Genomic DNA, 18,651 nt, shown 5'->3' on the forward strand with positions numbered 1-18,651 from the left:
ATGGCATCATTAGTAGAAAGAAATGGAAGATATTGTGTTGTTTACAGCTATAAGGATAAAACCGGAAAGCGCAGGCAGAAATGGGAAACATATAAGACCATGCAGGAAGCGAAGAAGCGTAAAAAAGAAATCGAATATCGTGCAGATGTGGGGCAAATGGTTGTGCCTCATTGTAAGACCGTAAAAGATTTGATGGAGGAGTATATTACTTTATACGGAAAAGAGGCCTGGGCCTTGTCTACATATTCTTCAAATGTGAGTATGATCAATAATTATATCGTTCCGATCATTGGCGGGGATAAGCTTGAAAATATCAATACCAGGTTTATCGAAAAGTATTATCAGCGGCTGCTCAGAACTCCGGCTGTGGTCAATCCGGCCACCGGAAAACGGTAGTCAGAGTATGTGTTACCGGCAACGATCCGGGATATTCATAAACTGCTTCGGAGCTGTTTTCAACAGGCGGTAAAGTGGGAACTGATGCCGAAAAATCCGGCAATCTATGCAACTGTTCCAAAGTACAAGAGCGCAAAGCGTGAGATCTGGACAGCAGAAACGCTGATGCATGCACTGGAAGTTTGTGAGGATGAGCGCTTGAAGCTGGCTCTAAATCTGGCATTTTCCTGTTCTATGCGTATGGGAGAAATGCTCGGACTCACCTGGGATTGCGTTGATATTTCTGATGAGGCGATTGAGGAAGGCCGTGCATTCATCTATATCGATAAGGAAGTACAAAGGGTAGATAAAGCAGCGATTCAGGAACTGCATGGAAAAGATGTGATTCTGGTATTTCCGGAGGAGAGCAGAAAGAACAAAACTGTACGTGTACTGAAACTTCCGAAGACGGAGAGCAGTATCCGTAAAGTATTTCTTCCAAAATCAGTAGCGGAAATGCTGGTAGAATGGAAGAAAGGCCAGGATAAGATCAAGGAAACACTGGGAGACTCCGGTCATTCACAGATCAATATGGTTACGGATGTGTATTCTCATATTATTGATGACGACCGCAGGAAGAATGCAGAGCTCTTTGAAGAAGCTTTTTACGAGAAAAAAGATCTGGATCCGAGTATGCATGCCCATGCTGCCGGCAAGACTGTTGAGCTTCCAACGGATGTTGATGCGGAATTATTAGCCAAGGTTCTTTCAAATCCGGAAATGGCAGCACTTTTATCTACCCTGGCCAAATCCCTGGAGAAAAAATAGAGAGTACGAGTTTGATTGTTATATGTGGTGAAATGGTAGCCAAGTTGGCTACCAATGATGATAAAAAATCTATTCTACTGGCATCGTCCCCATCATTTAAAAAGAGTTGATAAAACTGGAAATCCACAATACAAAATGATATTCTTTTTTTCTGGATGTTTCTGTGATATACTTATACGCGGTCGTATCAGACCGGAAAGGAAATATTATGTTACAAAAATTATATGTTTTTTTCAGGAAAGAAACCGTTTTGTCAATTGCAGTGATCCTGGCGCTTCTTTCTATGTTCTGGGTCAGACCGGATAAGGCTTATTTTACTTATATCGATTTCAGGACTCTCGGGCTCCTCTTCTGTTTGATGGCAATTGTAGCTGGTTTGAAGGCTGTTGGTGTTTTTGATATACTCGCCAAAAAATTGCTGATGGGAACATCGGGAACTGTGGGTGTGATCAGGCTGTTGGTACTCTTATGTTTCTTCCTGTCAATGGTGATCACCAATGATGTGGCATTGATTACTTTTGTTCCTCTTGCACTGATCATTGTGCATAAACTGCCAAGGGAACTGGGCAATTACTGGCTTCTTAAAATAGTAGCCATGCAGACAATCGCTGCTAATCTCGGAAGCATGCTCACACCAATCGGAAATCCGCAGAACCTTTATCTATATGCCAGAGCAGGGATGTCCGCGGCAGAATTAATAACCCTGATGCTTCCCTATTCCGCCACAGCACTTATCCTTCTTCTGATATGGATACAGATAGCCGCTGCCAAAGCACCTCACGTATGCGGTTCCGAAAAAGATAAAACTCTTTTGGGATTCTCTGACAGAAAAGAACTTAACATGGAATACCTGGCCGCTTACCTGATCTTATTTACAATCTGCCTGCTCACTGTTGCACGTATCATTCCATACCAGATTCCTCTTGTATTGGTTCTTATATATATGCTGCTAAGAAACAGGGAAAATATAAGCAGGGTGGATTACTCCCTGCTTGCCACCTTTATCGCATTATTTATTTTTATCGGCAACCTTGGAAGGATTCCGCAATTCAGCAGTTTTCTGGAAAGAATCATGGCAGGAAGGGAAACACTTACTGCTGTTCTTGCCAGTCAGATTATGAGCAATGTTCCCGCTGCGCTTCTTTTATCCGGCTTTACAGATAATTACCGGGCTTTAATTGTCGGAACCAATATTGGAGGTCTCGGCACTCTGATTGCATCCATGGCAAGCCTGATAAGTTTCAAATATATTGCAAAAGAGAACAGGAATCTGAGAGGGAAGTATTTGGGAATATTCACAGCCTCCAATATTATATTCATGATATTCATGTTAATATTGTATTTTTTTCTTAGATAAAGGTTTTCCCGGAATTACAAAAGCTATAGCAATTCTTTCTTCGCAAAAAATTCTCCGCGGCACTCTCCCATCCTGGAAGAAAAGCTGCGGAGAAATAAATATATTTTCGGTGCCAATACAAAGATCATTAATCTTTACACCACTTTACAACTTTTTCATAAAAAAATATCGTACAGGGCTTTCTGATGTATAATGAGTTTGCTCCAAAACATTACAAAGGAAAGTGCCCCTGTACGACAAAGACATTATACAACGAAAAGACTCTGACTGGTAGACTTCACAAATATTTTTTGATTTATTTTGAAACTTTTTCTGCTCCAACAGCAGATACTTTGTTTTTACTCGTTTTATCAATACTAACATTGGAATCTGTACATTCCATTCGATTTTTATATCAGCACTTTTTGTCTGGGATTACCACAAAATCCCTCAATACCTTTTACCACGCATGTTCCTATGCAAAAGTTGATTATTCCCACTTTATGAATATCACAGCTAAAGTTGCTTTGAGAATGATACCGGATTCACTGGCAACACAGCCGATATTTCTTTGTGTGGATGATACCATGGTAGCAAAGGCCGGAACTCGGTTTGAGAATGTTTCAAAACTCTTTGACCATGCCGCACATAATGGTTCCAATTATCTGAATGGACACTGCTTTGTAAATATTATGCTTTGCATACCTGTATGGAAGAATGACAGGATGAAACATATTCCGCTGTTTTTGTACTCGTTCCGGTGGAATATTGAAACAAGCTACTATGAGCAGAAAACCTTCTGGTCACTTTGCAGGTATATGGTACGAAGCTGCAAGGGTATTGAAATGCTGGTAAATCTGATCAATATCTGTTATTGTGCAATGACAAAGGCTTTAAAACAGCTGATTCGTCAGCAAGTCTATTAATTATAAAGTTGTAAACTGGTGTAATAAACAGAATCAAAAAAAATTTGTCTAAAGAGAATAAGATATAAAAACAGAATATAAAGCGTAAGAGCATGTAGAATCTATCTATGTGCTCTATTTTTTATATTTTTTCAAGAAAAGGGACTAATAGTCCGGCAGAAAGGAAATGGAAGCGATATTGCTTGGGTATAAAAGATGGACTGAGCCTAAAAAGTACGGTAAAATCAGTATTAGAAATGAAGCTCTGAAATCGGGAGCTGATGGAGGATAATCGTTATGATCAGAAAGATGCAGAATACAGATATTAATAGAGTTGCTGACATATGGTTAAAGACCAATTTAAAAGCACATGATTTTATTCCTGAGCAATATTGGACAAGTAATTATGAATTAGTGAAAGAAATGATGTCACAAGCGGAAGTCTATGTGTATGAAGATAATAAAATGATTCAGGATGTGGATCATTGCACAGTTATCAGTTCACATGTTATTGACAGTCCTATACTGGGAGCCATAACGCCACGCGAATTGTCTGGTGGTGTGAAAGTTTTGATTCTTATGTTGAAGGATGATTCTTTTATTTACAACATGTCCGGAATTATAGGATTTCCGACAACCATATTTGTAGATAATGCAGGAAATATTGTAGGTGATCCAATAGTAGGATCAGATATTGCTGCAACGGAAGAATATATAAAAAGTATGAATAAGGAATAACGAACCGTAGTGAGATATTAGAGGAAGCAATAAACCAATTAATAACGCCGATACAGGATTTTTATAATCCTATACCGGCGTTTTGATGGTTACAAGAGAATGTATTTTACGCTTATTTTCCAAATGTATTGCTGGATTTTTCAGTTCATCATTTTCCAATATGACTTCAATCAATTCATCTTCAGGAACAATTCATGCAGAGGAATATAAAGACAGAATTCTTAAAATTCGAGAAATATAAAGATGCAATTCCTCATGGTGGATGTGTATTATGAAAAAGAAATTTGTTATAGTGACAATATCAACAAAAAAGCAGAATATAAATGGAGTGATCAGATGGAAGCAGCACAGAGAATTCGATTAATCCGGATAATAGAAAAGATGGAGAAAAACCCGGCATTCAGTAATAAGCTTGGTATAAAGAACACATCTGAATATTTAGCAGAAAAAGAGCAGAATAAATGAAAGACACATATCAGAATGAGTTTCAGAGGGAGAAAAAAATGTTATCGTTATTATTTACAATTTGTATAATTTGGTTTGTCGGAAAATTTTTTGTTTTTGGGTTAAGAGCATCCTGGGGAATTATGAAACTACTTTGCACAGTTATTTTCTTCCCGGTGATATTGATTGGCATGGTTGTAGGTGGACTGATGTACATTGCTTTTCCATTATTGATTGTCGGTGGCATTATAGCTTTGGTGACGTCACATTCATAATGGATCAGGAGGAGAAAACGAATGGGATATGATATTGAAAAAGAAAAGAGAGAAGCAATTGAAGCTGGGCGCAGAGCTTTGAACAGTCTTCAGGCAGCAAAAGAAAATTTAAACAGTGCAAAGAACTGGGGCCTGGTAGATATGTTTGGCGGCGGCTTTTTCACTACGATGTTAAAACATTCTAAAATGGATCAGGCCAAACGGAATATGGAACAGGCAAAGTATGATCTTCGTAATTTCAGCAGGGAATTAAATGATGTAAATATGGTATGTAACTTGAATATCGATACTGGAGATTTTCTTTCTTTTGCGGATTATTTCTTTGATGGTTTTGTTGTGGACTGGGTGGTCCAGGATCGAATCAATAATGCAAAAAGACAGGTAGAAGAAGCAATTCGAAGAACAGAAAGTATCATCAATCAATTACAGCGTATGTAAAGGAAAAGGCAATGAGTCAGAAATGGTTCATTGCCTTTCGTCGAGTTATGGCTTATTTTAATTTTTCTTTTTCGGCGTTTAAGAGTTCAAGATTAAGCCCCTGTTCTCCGGCTGTCTTATCTACCCAAAGATTCAAAGAGTCTATGGCTAAAGAAATTTCATCAAGTTTTTTACTGATATAAGCAAAATCTTTCATTTCATCATCGCTGATCTTACCGTCACGGGCAATCTGGATCAGACGACCGGTAAGAGGATTGATTTCATTCAGACTGGCAATTGTCTCCAAAATGATATTTGACAGATCGGTCACTTCTACTTCTGGAACATAACGATGGCCGATTTCGCATTTGTGAGAGCAATAATAATTGCAAAGATCTGGTCTTTTATAGGCATCTGCCATTTGGAGGATATCATAAGGCGTAGGTTCTTGTGTTTCATATTCAAATTTTTCAATTTTTGAATCAGAGACAGCATCCATTTTTTCACTGGCCTCTGCTCTTGTAAGTCCTGCCGCTTCTCGGCAAAGCTGGTAAATTGTTTTGTTTTCCCTGGTGGATTGTTTACCCATGAGAATTTCCTCCCCGTATATCGCCAAACATGCAGAGCATCTATGTTCCAGGCTGCATGCTGAGCGTGTATTTTTTATATGAATTTTATTATACATAAATTATGAACTAACAACAAGTAATAGACTTTGTAAAATTATCATTTTAGGGTTTATATCAAAGAATGCTCAAGGAAGTTTAGCCGGTTGGTTGTCGGGATTTTTGTACAGCCATTTATTGTAAGATGATAACATCAAAAAAGAAGAAAAATCCAAGGAGGACTGGCAAATGAAAGGTTATGACACAAGCAACGGATATATGGGATATGTAGAAGGCAAATACATTTTATTTGCCAGTGAGCAAGAGTATTTCGAGTTTATGGAAGATTAAGGGAGGAAAAATTATGTTTGGATTTGATAAGATGTTTGATTTTAACAGAGACGGGAAATTGGATAGTTGGGAACGTGCTGTACAGTTTCAGTTCATGGACGAAATGATGAAGGATGATGAAAAAAGTATCTTTGATGACGACGATGAGATCGATACTTTTGCGGATGCAGGGCTGGATTATGATGAATTGGAATTTATGGATCCGGATGAAAGAAGAGAAGTTTTGGAAGATGCAGGACTGGATCCGGATGAGTTTGATTTTTGAAACTGAATGATATAGTTTAGAATAGCTGAGGCTGATTAGGGTCTCGGCTATTTGCTTTGGCTGAGGGGAAGAAACAAGGAAAGCAACAAAATACGGAAAGTTATTTATGACAATTTATTACATGTAAGGTATAATAATGAACAAGAGGTTTAAACTGTACCTCTTGTCTATTTTATATGGATTTTATAACGATGGCAATGTAAGGAGGGCTGTAACGGAAGATGAAGTGGTGGAAAGTTGGAAAAGATTTTTTAATCGCGGCACGAACTGGAAAGATTTTCCACAAGTAACTTCTTATGAGGAGTATCGAAAGATAACAGACAAGCAGCATTTAAGCAAAGCCAAAAGTATGCCGATTAAGTTTTTAAAAGCTTCGGGTAAAGGATTTTTTATAGATAAGGACGGCTATGCATTTGGAATTCGAGATGAATTGGCAGATGTAATTAAAGTTGATGCATTTAAGAAGCAGGTGAAAGATATTATTGAGTATCGTACGATGGAATATTATCGGAGAAGGTATGTAGAAAACTGATTCTTAATATTATCTCAAGAGGAATTAAAGTATGATGTATACAGTAAAACGAATCGATGAAGACCTGGATTTTGGTTGTGAAGAACGACTGGATGATGCACCAGTCATGGCACTAGTGACTCTTGTGGATTCTTCTGGAAAAGAAGTGACAGTAAAAGCAGAGGATGCCAAGCTCTATGAGCGTAATATCAATGAAGGAGACAAAGTTTGTCTCGATGTAAATAATAAATTGGAAAAAGCAGAATGAAAGCTACAGGGAGAAAGTAAATGGTAAAGCAAATTGTAAGAGACGTTTTCTTTTTAGGCCAACCATCCGAACCGGCCACGAAAGCAGATATCCAAGTTGGAAAAGACCTGCAGGATACGCTGCAGGCGAACCGGGAGCGTTGTGTGGGTATGGCGGCAAACATGATTGGTGTAAAGAAGAATATCATCATTGTAAATATGGGCTTCATAGATGTTGTGATGTTCAATCCGGTGATTGTTTCAAAACGTGACATGTATGAGACAGAAGAAGGCTGTTTATCCTTAGATGGTGTTCGTAAGACGACCCGGTACCAGGAAATAGAAGTAGAGTATTATGATTTCAACTGGAAAAAACAGCGGCAGAAGCTGTCCGGATGGACGGCTCAGATCTGCCAGCATGAAATTGATCATTTGTCTGGAAAGATAATATAACTGAATGCGGACCTGGAATGTCCGCTTTACAAAATGATACATATGGCGATGGACAAGGAGAATTAATTTGAATATACAGATTTTTGGAACAAAGAAGTGTAATGATACAAAGAAAGCAGAACGTTTCTTTAAAGAACGTGGGATTAAGTTTCAGTTTATTGATATGAAAGAAAAGGGCATGAGTAAGGGCGAATTTAATTCGGTTGCCCAGGCAAATGGTGGACTGGAAAATATGATCAACTGGGAGGGCAAGGATAAGGATCTGCTTGCGCTCATTAAATACATTGCAGAGGAAGATAAACTTGAGAAGGTACTGGAAAACCCGCAGGTGATTAGGACACCGGTGGTTCGTAATGGAAAACAATCCACTCTTGGATATCAGCCGGATATCTGGAAAGCGTGGAAGTAAGAGATCGGAGGATAGGCAGCTAATGGAAGAATGTAGATTTCATATTGGTGATGTAGTCCAGCATTTTAAACGGGAAAATGTAAATTTGGAAACAGCAGAGTATTTGTATCGGTTACGGCACCATTTTATCTGGCAAAACTATTTCAGCCATATTTCTCTGAAGGAGCTGCCATTGTTAATATTTCATCTTCCCGTGACCGTATGAGTCAGCCGCAAACAGAAAGTTACACTGCAGCAGCCGGTTCATCGTGGCGGAAATCCTATGGATATTGCCAATATGGTATTGTTCCTTTGCTCTGAAAAAGCAGGCTTTATCACAGGTGAAAACATTTGTATTGACGGTGGTATGACAAAACAAATGATTTAGTAGTCGATTTTGACACTGCAATCAAAAAAATGAAAAGATATTTATCTTATATTACATAAAAATGTGCGGATACACATAAGATGGGAATAGATATTGAAGCTCAGATTGTTCTATGATAGAATATTATTACTAAAAAGTGTGCAAAAGCACGGAATTGAGGAATATAATGATAGAAATTAAAAGAGATGCTTATCTACAGCAGTTGACCATGCGAAAAGATAATGGAATGATAAAGGTGATTACCGGTATTCGTAGATGCGGCAAATCTTTTTTGCTGTTTAATATTTTCAAGAGATATTTACAGGAGAATGGTGTTGATGCCGATCATATTATTGAGATTGCCTTGGATGGTATTGAGAATGAGGAATTAAGAGATCCCAAGGTGTGCTTTAAGTACATCAAAGATGCCATGAAGGATGATGATAAGTATTATCTTCTTCTGGATGAAGTACAGTTCATGCCACGATTTGAGGAAGTGCTGAATAGCCTGCTCCGCATGAGCAACATTGATGTGTATGTCACCGGAAGCAATTCTAAGTTCTTGTCCAGCGACATTGTGACCGAGTTTCGTGGCAGAGGTGATGAGATCAGAATCTATCCCCTCTCTTTTGCAGAGTTTTATTCTGTCTATAAAGGTGATTACGACGATGCATGGGATGACTACATGACCTATGGCGGATTGCCGCAGGTCGTAGGTTTACAGAGCGAACGACAGAAGGCAGATTACCTGAAAAATATCTTTGCAAATGTTTATCTGAAGGACGTAATTGAAAGAAACAAGATCCAAAATGTGGATGAAATTGGCATTCTGGTTGATGTGCTTGCATCTGCAATCGGTGCACCGACCAACCCTTCAAAGATTGCTAATACCTTTGCCAGTGAGCGTCAGATGAGTTATACAAACAAAACGATTTCCAATCATATCGACTATTTGGCAGATGCGTTTTTGATTTCTAAAGCAAGCCGATACGATATTAAGGGCAGAAAGTATATCGGTGCAAATATGAAATACTACTTTACCGATCTGGGTCTGAGAAATGCCCGTTTGAATTTCAGGCAACAGGAGCCTACTCATATCATGGAGAACATTGTTTATAACGAGCTACTGATTCGTGGCTACAATGTTGATGTGGGTGTTGTGCAGATCTTTGATAAAGATAAAGAGGGCAAGCGTGTACGTAAGCAGCTGGAAGTTGATTTTGTAGTTAACCAAGGCAATCAGAGATACTACATCCAGGTTGCTTATGACATGACTTCAGAAGAAAAGCAGACTCAGGAGTTCAATTCTCTGCGTAATACCCCGGACTCTTTCAAGAAGGTTGTTATTGTAAATGGCAGCAAAAAGCCTTGGAGAAATGATGAGGGATTTGTCATCATGGGAATGAAGTATTTCCTTTTGGACGCAGATAGTTTAGAGTTTTGACATTGGATATAGATAAATTAAATTGGAAGTCATGGAGATAGTTTTATTATGATTTTGTGCTTTTCAGGACATTGACAAGCATCTATGCGTATGGTAATTTGATGTATAGATGATTATCTATGTGAGGCGGCGAAAATGGAAGCAAAGGATATGATACTAATATGTAAAGCATTATCAGATACAAATAGACTGGAGATTGTTCAGATGCTGTCAGACGGAGAAAAATGCGGATGTAAGATTCTGGATAAATTCAATATCACGCAGCCTACTTTATCACATCACATGAAAATATTGGTTAACTGTGGGATTGTAAATGACCGTAAGGAAGGCAAGTGGCATTATTATTCTCTGAACAAAAAAGTAATAAGAGTGGCAAGTTCATTTGTTGAAGCTTTGGGAAGGTAGGAAATGAAAGAAGAATGCAAAAGGCAGAATACCGTTATTATGAAATTTCTCAGGATCTTCCTGTTATGGCATTAAGTGGTAAAAAATGGGAAATTATTTATGGGACAGATAATATGCACTTTCATAATTGTTTGGAGATAGGATATTGCCATTATGGAAATGGAACCATATGTGTCGCAGAAAAAGAATTGCCATATCATGCCGGTACGATAACATTTATTCCAAAAAACACACCACATCGGACATGTCCTACACCGGAGGAGCGTGGAAAAAAACAAAAATGGGAATATTTATTTGTGGATGTGGAAGAAATTTTAAAAAGAGGTTTTGTGAATGTTCCAGAAAAATATATTTATGTTGAACAGAATCTATCGAAGAAAATAAGTGTTTTGGAGAATGCTGGAAGTACGAAGGCTGCGGCACTTATGCAGATGATAATAGAAGAAATACAGCTGAGACAAGCAAATTATAGATATACTGTTTCAACGCTTGCGTTTAATCTTGTGCTGTTTTTTGATCGTTTAGATAATGAAAACATAAAGTTTCAGAATAATTCCCGGGAAACTTCAGATTATACACGTAAAATAATAAGTTATATAGAATTACATTATATGGAGGACATCGGGGGAAAGGATTTTGCAAGGGCATGTAATCTGAGTGAGACACATATGCGGAGGATCTTTATAGAGTCTGCTAATATTACACCATCAGAATATCTAAATCTGGTTCGGATTAAGAAGGCCTGTGAAATGCTCGCAAAAGAAAAATGTTCCATAGAAAAAGTGTCTAATTCTGTAGGATACCCGGTGATATCTACATTTATGCGTAATTTTAAGAAAATAACGGGAATTTCACCAAATGCATGGCGGAGAAAAGCGTTGGAGAATCCGGAAAATGTGGCAGCCTACCAAGTATCAGTGTTTAAGGGGTGGTAAAATATATAGGGTGCCACCAGGAACAGTAAAAAAACAGTTGCCAAAAGGACAAACAGTCACAATCCCTGTATTTTCAGCTAGGTTTTACCATGTATGAGGAAGAAGAAAACCGCTGGCGGTGTTCCTTCCGATCTGATGGAAAATGGATTAATGTAAATGAACTTTTGCAGGCATTTTGCGGAGGTGGACATGCTGCGGCAGCAGGCGTGCGCAAGCGTACGAATGACGTAGAAAAATTCAGGCAGGAAATACTTGAGCGGATTGTTATGATGAGAAAGATTTCCGGTCAGAATAAAGAATTAGAAACGAAACACAGGAGAACCAGGAGATGTAGAATGATGGAAAAGAAAAGAACCTATATTGCAATCGATCTTAAGTCATTCTATGCGTCTGTGGAATGTAAAGAACGAAATCGGGATCCTTTGACGACCAATCTTGTGGTTGCGGATAAAAGCAGAACAGAGAAAACGATCTGTCTTGCGGTATCTCCAGCTTTAAAGTGTTATGGGATCCCCGGAAGGGCTCGTTTATTTGAGGTTGTTCAAAAAGTAAAAGAAGCCAACAGTGCCCGCAGGTGGAAAGCACCGAACAGAACATTTATTGGTTCCTCTGATGACAGTGCAGAATTAAATAGTAATCCTGCACTGGAGATTGATTATATTGTTGCTCCTCCCCGGATGGCTCTCTATCTGGAATACAGCACCAGAATTTACAGCATTTATCTGAAATATATTGCGCCGGAAGATATTTTCCCGTATTCGATTGACGAAGTATTTATTGATGTAACGGATTATCTGCATACTTATAATATGACAGCAAGAGAACTTGCAATGGCCATGATACAGGATGTGCTGAAAACGACAGGTATAACGGCAACTGCAGGAATCGGAACAAATATGTATTTGTGCAAGATTGCGATGGATATTGTGGCGAAGCATATTAAAGCAGATAAAGATGGTGTACGAATTGCGGAATTGGATGAAATGTCATACCGAAGGAAACTCTGGAGTCACAGACCACTTACGGATTTCTGGAGAGTAGGGAAGGGATATGCAAAGAAGCTGGAAGAATACGGGCTTTATACAATGGGTGATATTGCAAGATGTTCCATCGGAAAAGAGAATGAGTTATACAACGAAGATCTGCTATATAAACTGTTTGGCGTTAATGCAGAGCTGTTGATCGATCATGCCTGGGGGTATGAACCCTGTACCATGGAAATGGTTAAGGCCTACAAACCGGAAATGAACAGTGTTTGCGCCGGACAAGTACTTCATTGTCCTTATGATTTTGAAAAAGCAAAACTGGTCGTAAAAGAGATGACGGATCAGATGGTTTTGGATTTGGTGGATAAGAAGCTTGTAACGGACCAGATCGTGTTGACAGTTGGTTATGATATTGAGAATCTGAACAATGCCGACAGGAGAAAGCAGTATCATGGAGAGGTTACCATTGACCGCTATGGAAGAAGAATTCCGAAACATGCACATGGAACGACCAATCTGAAACGGCAGACTTCCTCAACCAAGATGATAACGGATGCAGTAATAGAGTTATATGACAGGATTGTTGACAGAAACCTGCTTATCAGAAGAATCAATATCACAGCGAACAGGCTTGTGGATGAAAGTTCTGTGAAGAAAGAAGAAGTGTATGAACAGCTGGATCTTTTTACGGATTATGAGGCGCAAAGGAAAAAGCAGGAAGAGGAAGAGGCTGCACTGAATCGTGAAAAACGTATGCAGGAAGCGATGCTCAGTATCAAAAAGAAATTTGGAAAAAATGCTGTACTGAAGGGGATGAATCTTCAGGAAGGTGCAACCGCCAGGAACAGAAATGAACAAATTGGCGGACATAAGGCGTAAAGGAGTTGGAAGGGATGAAAAATAATGCTTATAACGATATCATCAATTTACCACATCCGGTCTCTAAGAATCATCCGCAAATGCCACTTCAGGATCGGGCAGCGCAATTTGCTCCTTTTGCAGCTTTGACCGGACATGATGCTGCGATAAAGGAAACAGCAAGATTAACCGATGAAAGATTGGAACTGAGCGAGGAAGTGATTGCTCAGCTGAACGAAAAAATCAACATAATCAGAAATAATATTGGTATAGAACAGAATGTATCGATAACTTATTTTATTCCCGATGCAAAAAAAAACGGTGGATCCTATGTTATGTGCTCTGGTGTTGTAAAAAAGGTAGACGAATACGAGCGTGCTATAATCATGACGGATCAAACGGTCATTCCAATCGAACAGATAAGTGATATTAAATGTGAAGAGTGGTAAATTTGAGAAAAGATACAAAGAAGTTAGAATGTTTTTAAGGAAAAGCTGGAGGTGATGTGCCATGGCTTCATTTGATCAGAAGCTCCGTACGTTATCCGAAAATGATGATTGCCCGAACTAAACATCCAAAATATAGCTATGAAGGAGTCGAGATTCACGATATAACTGATTGGTTGTTACGGAGAAATCAAAGCTGATGGAGGATAATCGTTATAATCAGAAAGATGCAGAACCCAGATATTAATAGAGTTGCTGACATATGGTTAAAGACAAATTTAAAAGCACATGATTTTATTCCTGAGCAATATTGGACAAGTACGAGTCAATTCAATCTCTCCGGGATGGATAGATACTGACTTTATCGAATATACAGGAGCAGATGCAGTGCAGCAGCCGGTTCATCGTGTCGGAAATCCTATGGATATTGCCAATATGGTACTGTTTCTTTGCTCTGAAAAAGCAGGCTTTATCACAGGTGAAAACATCTGTATTGACGGTGGCATGACAAAATAAATGATTTACCATGGTGATTGTGGTTGGAGGCTTGACATGTCGCTTGATATGAAGAGTAAAAAATAGAATAGGAAGGAAAATGTACGAAAAGGAATACTGATGATTTTGTGAGGATCCCTTTTTTTAACGGCGACCACTTATGATCCTGGAATGTATATTCTGGTACTTTCAGTAATCTGTACTTTCCTAGAGCTTTGAAAACGAAATCTAATATTTTCAAAACTTCAATAAATAAACACAATTATCAATACAATACTCTTCATAAAAAATAAAATAGGATATTTTAATGGGAGATGAGCAGAATGATGGACAACTAGGGCTTTCTGTGAACTTTGTTCACAAAAATACCTCGCGGAACGTTACCAGTGAACAGTAGCTATTAAGAACAGAGACTTCATGACAGGATGTTAAAAATATGGTATTTTATAAGATATTAGAGTAGAATATTATTGAAAGTTGATGCCTTGAGTAAATATTATTCTGATGAGCAACTTAACCAGGTAATAAATGTAAAACCTAAAAACCGCATTACAATTGGATATTGTCGCATTTCCAATCATAAACAAAAAGATGATCTGGAACGGCAGATTGATAATGTTAGAATATATCTTCAGGCAAAAGGACAGCCATTTGAGATAATAAGTGATATCGGTTCCGGGATTAATTACAAGGAAAACAAGCTTCAGTATGCTGGTGCATCAAGATTTGCTTATAACTGGGTTTTGGCCAGCGAAGAAGAGAACTATGAAAAAGGTGGCAGATTCATTTCAGATCCAGAACTTAGAAAGTAAAGAAATTAGAAAAACAGAAACGCAGATTACAGCGTAGTCTCTCTCGTTCTTACGAGAAAAATAAGAAAGGGGTAAGTTACTGTAAAACAAATAATGTAATCAAAAAGGAAAAACTTTTATTAAAACGAAATAACAGATTAACAAACATCCGTAAAAATTATTTGAAGAAGGAATGAAACATAGAGGTTTATGACTTTTTATAAGTTTTCAGTAACGGAATGGATTATGTTTAGAGAAATTGGGGATGAGCGGGCTTTCGATGGGATTTTAAATCAGATTATAGAGAACATTCAGAATGGCAGTCTCAAAGCTGGAGCTGCCCTTCCGGCGGAGCGGACAATGGCGGAGACCATGGGAGTGTCCAGACCGGCAGTCAGAGAAGTTTTGAGAGCACTGGAACTGCTGGGAATAGTTAAGCCAGTGCCGGGAGGCGGGAATTATATTACAGAGGATCTGGATACCTGGCTAATCGGCCCCTTATCCATACTTTTTAAATTAAATAATGGATATCTGCGCCAGAATCAGCAGTTTCGTGCGGCACTGGAAAGAGAATCAGCAATTCTTGCAGCGAGGAAGTGCACACCGCTGAACGCAGCAGAATTATGGATGATTCTTGCACGGCTGGACGCCGCAGAAGATGAAAAGATACGGGGTAAACTGGATCGCGAACTTCACCAGAAGATTGCAAAGATCGCAGATAACCCGATGATTTACAGTGTCCTTGCGGCAGCGGATCAGCTTACGGAGAATATTGTTTCCGGGACGAGAGACTACATTATGAAAAAGAATAATTCTGCCAGAGAGGTTGATGACCAGCATCATCGGCTTGTTGAGGCAATCATCAACGGAGATGCAGAACAGGCGGAACGATGTATGTCCGAACATATGGATACGATTGAACGTTATATGGAAGAAATGCAAAAAAAATCCTAAGAAATTTTGGGCATTTTTACAGAGTTAATTGATATGACCTCTATTGTGTTTTGGTAATACCAGTGATATAATTAAAATGTAAATTGGTAATACCAATAAATAAAACCGGCAATACCAGAAAGAGGTGCGAAACAATGGGATATGTGAAATGGTCATATGAGACACTGAATCATTTTTGCGGAGACGTATTCAAGGCGTTTGGATTTACAGAGGAAGAAAGCAATCAGATCAAGGATGTGCTTCTTACGGCTGACCTTTATGGAATAGAAAGTCATGGTATGCAGAGAATGGTGCGTTATCATAAGGGAATCGAAAAGGGAACCATCCATCCGCAGGCAAAGCCTGAAGTTGTATTTGAAACACCGATATCTGCAGTGATTGATGGTCATAATGGAATGGGACAGCTTATTTCCGTTTACGCAATGAAAAAAGCCATCGAAAAAGCCAAAAAAACCGGAGTTGGAATCGTAACCGTCCGTGAGTCCAATCATTTTGGTATTGCTGGATATTATGCAAAGATGGCGTGCGATGAAGGACTTCTGGGAATGGCTTGCACCAATTCAGAGGCTATTATGGTTCCTACGTTTGGCAAAAAAGCCATGCTTGGATCAAACCCAATCGCAGTAGCTATGCCGGCAGACCCGTATCCGTTTTTCTTTGACTGTTCTACCACAGTGGTTACAAGAGGAAAACTAGAAATGTACAACAAAATGGAGAAACCGCTTCCTAATGGATGGGCGTTGGACAAAGATGGTCATGCAAGCACAGACGCGCCGGATGTCCTTGCCAATATTGTTGCAAAGAAGGGCGGCGGAATCATGCCCCTTGGTGGAAATGAAGAGGTTACAGGAAGCCACAAGGGATATGGATATGGTATGTTATGTGAACTGTTCAGTTCCATTCTTTCCATGGGTGTTACTTCGGATCATTGCTGCACATTCCCGGATAAAACTGGAATCTGTCATGGATTCATGGCAATCGATCCGGCTGCATTTGGTGATCCTCAGGCAATCCGCAGACATTTTTCAGAATACCTGGAAGCTTTGAGAGAAAGTCCGAAGGCAGAAGGCAAAGAACGTATTTATACACATGGTGAAAAAGAAGTTTTGGCAGAAAAAGAAAGAAGAGAACATGGATTACCTGTAAACGATAATACGATGGTCGAACTTGCTAATCTGTGTGGATATCTCAAACTTGACTTTGATAAATATTTTGACGGATATGAGCTTCCAAAAGATAGCAAATTCTTTACAGGAAATTATTAATAGATTAGAAGGCAACTGTTCACAGTAACAATAGAGGCAGCCGAATCATACGGTTTCACATAATTTAAGATACCAGGGAGGACAATAGAAATGGATTATGCAAAAGAATCTTTAAGACTGCATGGAGAATGGAAAGGTAAGATTGAAGTTGTAACAAGAGTACCTGTAGAAAATAAGGATGATCTGTCACTTGCTTATACACCTGGAGTTGCACAGCCTTGTCTGGAAATCCAGAAGGATGTAAACAAATCTTACGAACTCACAAGAAGATGGAACATGTGTCTGGTAGTTACAGACGGTTCTGCTGTTCTTGGACTTGGAAACATTGGACCAGAAGCCGGAATGCCGGTTATGGAAGGTAAATGTGTCCTTTTCAAGGCATTTGGTGATGTAGATGCATTTCCACTCTGCATTAAAAGCAACGATGTGGACGAAATTGTAAATACAATCTATATGATCTCCGGTTCCTTTGGTGGAGTAAACCTGGAAGATATTTCCGCACCGAGATGTTTCGAAATTGAAAAGAAACTGAAAGAAAAATGTGATATTCCGATCTTCCATGATGACCAGCATGGTACTGCGATCATCACACTGGCAGGTCTTACCAATGCACTTAAAGTTGTTGGCAAGAAGAAAGAGGATGTCCATGTTGTAATGAACGGAGCAGGAGCAGCAGCAATCTCTATCGCTCGTCTGCTTCTCACAGCCGGATTTAAGAACATCACACTCTGTGACAGAAAGGGTGCGATCTATGAGGGACGTCCGGAAGGAATGAATCCAGTCAAAGATGAAATGAGCAAGGTGACCAATCTGGATAAGAAAGCAGGTTCTCTGGCAGATATGCTGGTCGGCGCAGATGTATTTATCGGTGTTTCCGCACCTGGTGCCGTTACAACAGAGATGGTTAAGACCATGAATAAGGATGCAATTGTTTTTGCATGTGCAAACCCGACTCCGGAGATTTTCCCGGATGACGCAAAGGCTGGCGGAGCAAAAGTTGTTTCCACAGGAAGAAGTGATTTCCCGAACCAGATCAACAACGTACTTGCTTTTCCAGGAATCTTTCGTGGCGCATTTGATGTGAGAGCAAAAGAGATCAATGATGAAATGAAGCTGGCAGCGTCTGAAGCACTTGCAAATCTGATCGCAGATGAGGAACTTTCTCCGGAATATATCATTCCGAAGGCATTCGATAAGAGAGTAGGACCGGCGGTAGCCAAAGCAGTTGCGGAGGCAGCAAAGAGAACCGGCGTAGCCCGTATTTAAAAAATACAATTTAATAAGATAGACAATTTTCCCCGGCATAACTTATTATAGGGATAGCAAGGACGTGTGACAACAATAGATTTTACTTCAAGGAAACGTCCGCAGTATGCCGGGGATTTTCTTATAATTTTTTACGAATGAGTAGAGATTTATAGCTGGAAATAAGAAACCAACTATGGAAGGGAGAGCTGTGGTATAAACAGCTTCCGTCACAGACAGCGTAGGAGACCTGCAAGTAGCTGGACAAAGCATGCTATAATTAAAAATAGCAGACATCAGAAAAGAAGGGACAAAATATGCAA

General features: G+C 39.2%; 21 protein-coding genes and 5 pseudogenes. 25 read left to right on the forward strand and 1 reads right to left on the reverse strand.

Annotated elements, in window-relative coordinates; all coding sequences use genetic code 11:
* The 7 genes and pseudogenes from DW904_RS01945 to DW904_RS01975 all read left to right on the forward strand — a co-directional run bounded on the left by DW904_RS01945 (position 1) and on the right by DW904_RS01975 (position 5,339).
* A pseudogene (locus DW904_RS01945) lies at positions 1-1,203 on the forward strand (site-specific integrase).
* 208 nt (positions 1,204-1,411) lie between these two features.
* Positions 1,412-2,560, forward strand: a complete 1,149-nt coding sequence (locus DW904_RS01950; RefSeq protein ID WP_118577837.1) for an SLC13 family permease — start codon at positions 1,412-1,414, stop codon at positions 2,558-2,560.
* A gap of 512 nt (positions 2,561-3,072) precedes the next feature.
* Positions 3,073-3,465 (forward strand): hypothetical protein, encoded by a 393-nt coding sequence (locus DW904_RS01955; RefSeq protein ID WP_347561991.1) that lies wholly within the window; start codon positions 3,073-3,075, stop codon positions 3,463-3,465.
* Positions 3,466-3,741: 276 nt separating this feature from the next.
* Entirely contained in the window at positions 3,742-4,182 is a 441-nt protein-coding gene (locus DW904_RS23450) for a DUF4869 domain-containing protein (protein ID WP_227200176.1), read from the forward strand.
* Between the two features lie 336 nt (positions 4,183-4,518).
* Complete coding sequence (locus DW904_RS24450; protein ID WP_267904431.1) at positions 4,519-4,647, forward strand: hypothetical protein; 129 nt, start codon at positions 4,519-4,521, stop codon at positions 4,645-4,647.
* On the forward strand, positions 4,644-4,901 hold the full coding sequence (locus DW904_RS01970; protein ID WP_243110260.1) for a hypothetical protein: 258 nt from the start codon (positions 4,644-4,646) through the stop codon (positions 4,899-4,901). The genes DW904_RS24450 and DW904_RS01970 overlap by 4 nt, the downstream gene beginning before the upstream one ends.
* A 21-nt stretch (positions 4,902-4,922) precedes the next feature.
* A complete protein-coding gene (locus tag DW904_RS01975; RefSeq protein ID WP_118577839.1) occupies positions 4,923-5,339 on the forward strand; it encodes a hypothetical protein in 417 nt (138 codons plus the stop codon).
* Positions 5,340-5,391: 52 nt separating this feature from the next.
* Here the strand turns inward: DW904_RS01975 and DW904_RS01980 are convergent, their stop codons facing one another.
* Positions 5,392-5,907: a helix-turn-helix transcriptional regulator gene (locus DW904_RS01980; protein WP_015541512.1), complete on the reverse strand. Its 516-nt coding sequence runs from the start codon at positions 5,905-5,907 to the stop codon at positions 5,392-5,394.
* Between the two features lie 380 nt (positions 5,908-6,287).
* Between DW904_RS01980 and DW904_RS01985 the strand changes: the two genes are divergently transcribed.
* The 18 genes and pseudogenes from DW904_RS01985 (at position 6,288) to DW904_RS02065 (ending at position 18,349) form a co-directional block, all read left to right on the forward strand.
* Positions 6,288-6,539 carry a hypothetical protein gene (locus DW904_RS01985; protein WP_118577840.1) on the forward strand — a complete coding sequence of 84 codons (252 nt, stop codon included), beginning with the start codon at positions 6,288-6,290 and terminating at the stop codon, positions 6,537-6,539.
* A 136-nt stretch (positions 6,540-6,675) separates the two neighbouring features.
* Positions 6,676-7,071 (forward strand): hypothetical protein, encoded by a 396-nt coding sequence (locus DW904_RS01990; protein ID WP_147422279.1) that lies wholly within the window; start codon positions 6,676-6,678, stop codon positions 7,069-7,071.
* A gap of 31 nt (positions 7,072-7,102) precedes the next feature.
* Positions 7,103-7,318, forward strand: a complete 216-nt coding sequence (locus DW904_RS01995) for a hypothetical protein (RefSeq protein WP_118577842.1) — start codon at positions 7,103-7,105, stop codon at positions 7,316-7,318.
* A 20-nt stretch (positions 7,319-7,338) separates the two neighbouring features.
* Entirely contained in the window at positions 7,339-7,749 is a 411-nt protein-coding gene (locus DW904_RS02000) for a peptide deformylase (protein WP_117990283.1), read from the forward strand.
* Between the two features lie 67 nt (positions 7,750-7,816).
* A complete protein-coding gene (locus DW904_RS02005) occupies positions 7,817-8,158 on the forward strand; it encodes an arsenate reductase family protein (protein ID WP_118577843.1) in 342 nt (113 codons plus the stop codon).
* Positions 8,159-8,257: 99 nt separating this feature from the next.
* Positions 8,258-8,525, forward strand: a pseudogene (locus DW904_RS02010) (SDR family oxidoreductase); the annotation flags it as partial.
* Positions 8,526-8,694: 169 nt separating this feature from the next.
* Positions 8,695-9,948 carry an ATP-binding protein gene (locus DW904_RS02015; RefSeq protein WP_118577955.1) on the forward strand — a complete coding sequence of 418 codons (1,254 nt, stop codon included), beginning with the start codon at positions 8,695-8,697 and terminating at the stop codon, positions 9,946-9,948.
* A 135-nt stretch (positions 9,949-10,083) separates the two neighbouring features.
* The gene (locus DW904_RS02020) at positions 10,084-10,353 is read left to right on the forward strand and encodes a metalloregulator ArsR/SmtB family transcription factor (protein WP_118577844.1); all 270 of its coding nucleotides are present in this window, start codon (positions 10,084-10,086) and stop codon (positions 10,351-10,353) included.
* A gap of 65 nt (positions 10,354-10,418) precedes the next feature.
* Entirely contained in the window at positions 10,419-11,288 is an 870-nt protein-coding gene (locus tag DW904_RS02025) for an AraC family transcriptional regulator (protein WP_195589499.1), read from the forward strand.
* Positions 11,289-11,377: 89 nt separating this feature from the next.
* Positions 11,378-13,153 (forward strand): DHHA1 domain-containing protein, encoded by a 1,776-nt coding sequence (locus tag DW904_RS02030; protein WP_118577846.1) that lies wholly within the window; start codon positions 11,378-11,380, stop codon positions 13,151-13,153.
* A 14-nt stretch (positions 13,154-13,167) separates the two neighbouring features.
* Entirely contained in the window at positions 13,168-13,581 is a 414-nt protein-coding gene (locus DW904_RS02035; protein ID WP_118577847.1) for a hypothetical protein, read from the forward strand.
* A 212-nt stretch (positions 13,582-13,793) separates the two neighbouring features.
* Positions 13,794-13,898 (forward strand): annotated as a pseudogene (locus DW904_RS23455) (GNAT family N-acetyltransferase); the annotation flags it as partial.
* Positions 13,873-14,094, forward strand: a pseudogene (locus DW904_RS02040) (SDR family oxidoreductase); the annotation flags it as partial. The pseudogenes DW904_RS23455 and DW904_RS02040, both read left to right, overlap by 26 nt.
* Before the next feature lie 470 nt (positions 14,095-14,564).
* Positions 14,565-14,768: pseudogene (locus DW904_RS23460) on the forward strand (recombinase family protein); the annotation flags it as partial.
* Positions 14,754-14,885, forward strand: a complete 132-nt coding sequence (locus DW904_RS23465; RefSeq protein WP_243110272.1) for a helix-turn-helix domain-containing protein — start codon at positions 14,754-14,756, stop codon at positions 14,883-14,885. The pseudogene DW904_RS23460 and the gene DW904_RS23465, both read left to right, overlap by 15 nt.
* A 225-nt stretch (positions 14,886-15,110) precedes the next feature.
* Positions 15,111-15,818 (forward strand): FadR/GntR family transcriptional regulator, encoded by a 708-nt coding sequence (locus DW904_RS02055; RefSeq protein WP_118577956.1) that lies wholly within the window; start codon positions 15,111-15,113, stop codon positions 15,816-15,818.
* A 134-nt stretch (positions 15,819-15,952) separates the two neighbouring features.
* The gene (locus DW904_RS02060) at positions 15,953-17,083 is read left to right on the forward strand and encodes an Ldh family oxidoreductase (protein WP_118577848.1); all 1,131 of its coding nucleotides are present in this window, start codon (positions 15,953-15,955) and stop codon (positions 17,081-17,083) included.
* Between the two features lie 90 nt (positions 17,084-17,173).
* Positions 17,174-18,349, forward strand: coding sequence for a malic enzyme-like NAD(P)-binding protein (locus DW904_RS02065; protein WP_118577849.1), 1,176 nt, complete (start codon positions 17,174-17,176; stop codon positions 18,347-18,349).
* The last annotated feature ends 302 nt before the right edge of the window (positions 18,350-18,651 follow it).

Source organism: Ruminococcus sp. AM42-11 (genome assembly GCF_003480145.1).
GTDB classification, from domain to species: Bacteria; Bacillota; Clostridia; order Lachnospirales; family Lachnospiraceae; genus Blautia_A; species Blautia_A faecis.